We start from the raw sequence: 272 nt of genomic DNA, 5'->3' as shown, positions 1-272 counted from the left end.
ACGCCGGCGTGCTGACCACGGACGACGTCATCGCGACGATCAAGTACCTGGTCAAGCTGCACGCGGGCGAGACCGAGACGATCGGCGAGTCGGGCCGGGAGATCGTCGTCGAGACCGACGACATCGACCACTTCGGCAACCGTCGTCTGCGCAACGTCGGCGAGCTCATCCAGAACCAGGTCCGTACGGGTCTGGCGCGGATGGAGCGCGTCGTGCGTGAGCGCATGACCACCCAGGACGTCGAGGCGATCACGCCGCAGACCCTGATCAAC

1 protein-coding gene is annotated in these 272 nt (G+C 66.2%); it reads left to right on the top strand.

From position 1 onward, the window contains the following. Positions 1 to 272 (top strand): hypothetical protein (locus tag AC0IXA_RS27495; RefSeq protein ID WP_471814913.1); only part of this gene is annotated, 272 nt, incomplete at both ends.

The organism is Pseudomonas sp. AC083 (genome assembly GCF_979253165.1).
The sequence above is the reverse complement of the archived record's forward strand: the minus strand, read 5'-3'. Positions and strand labels throughout refer to the sequence as shown.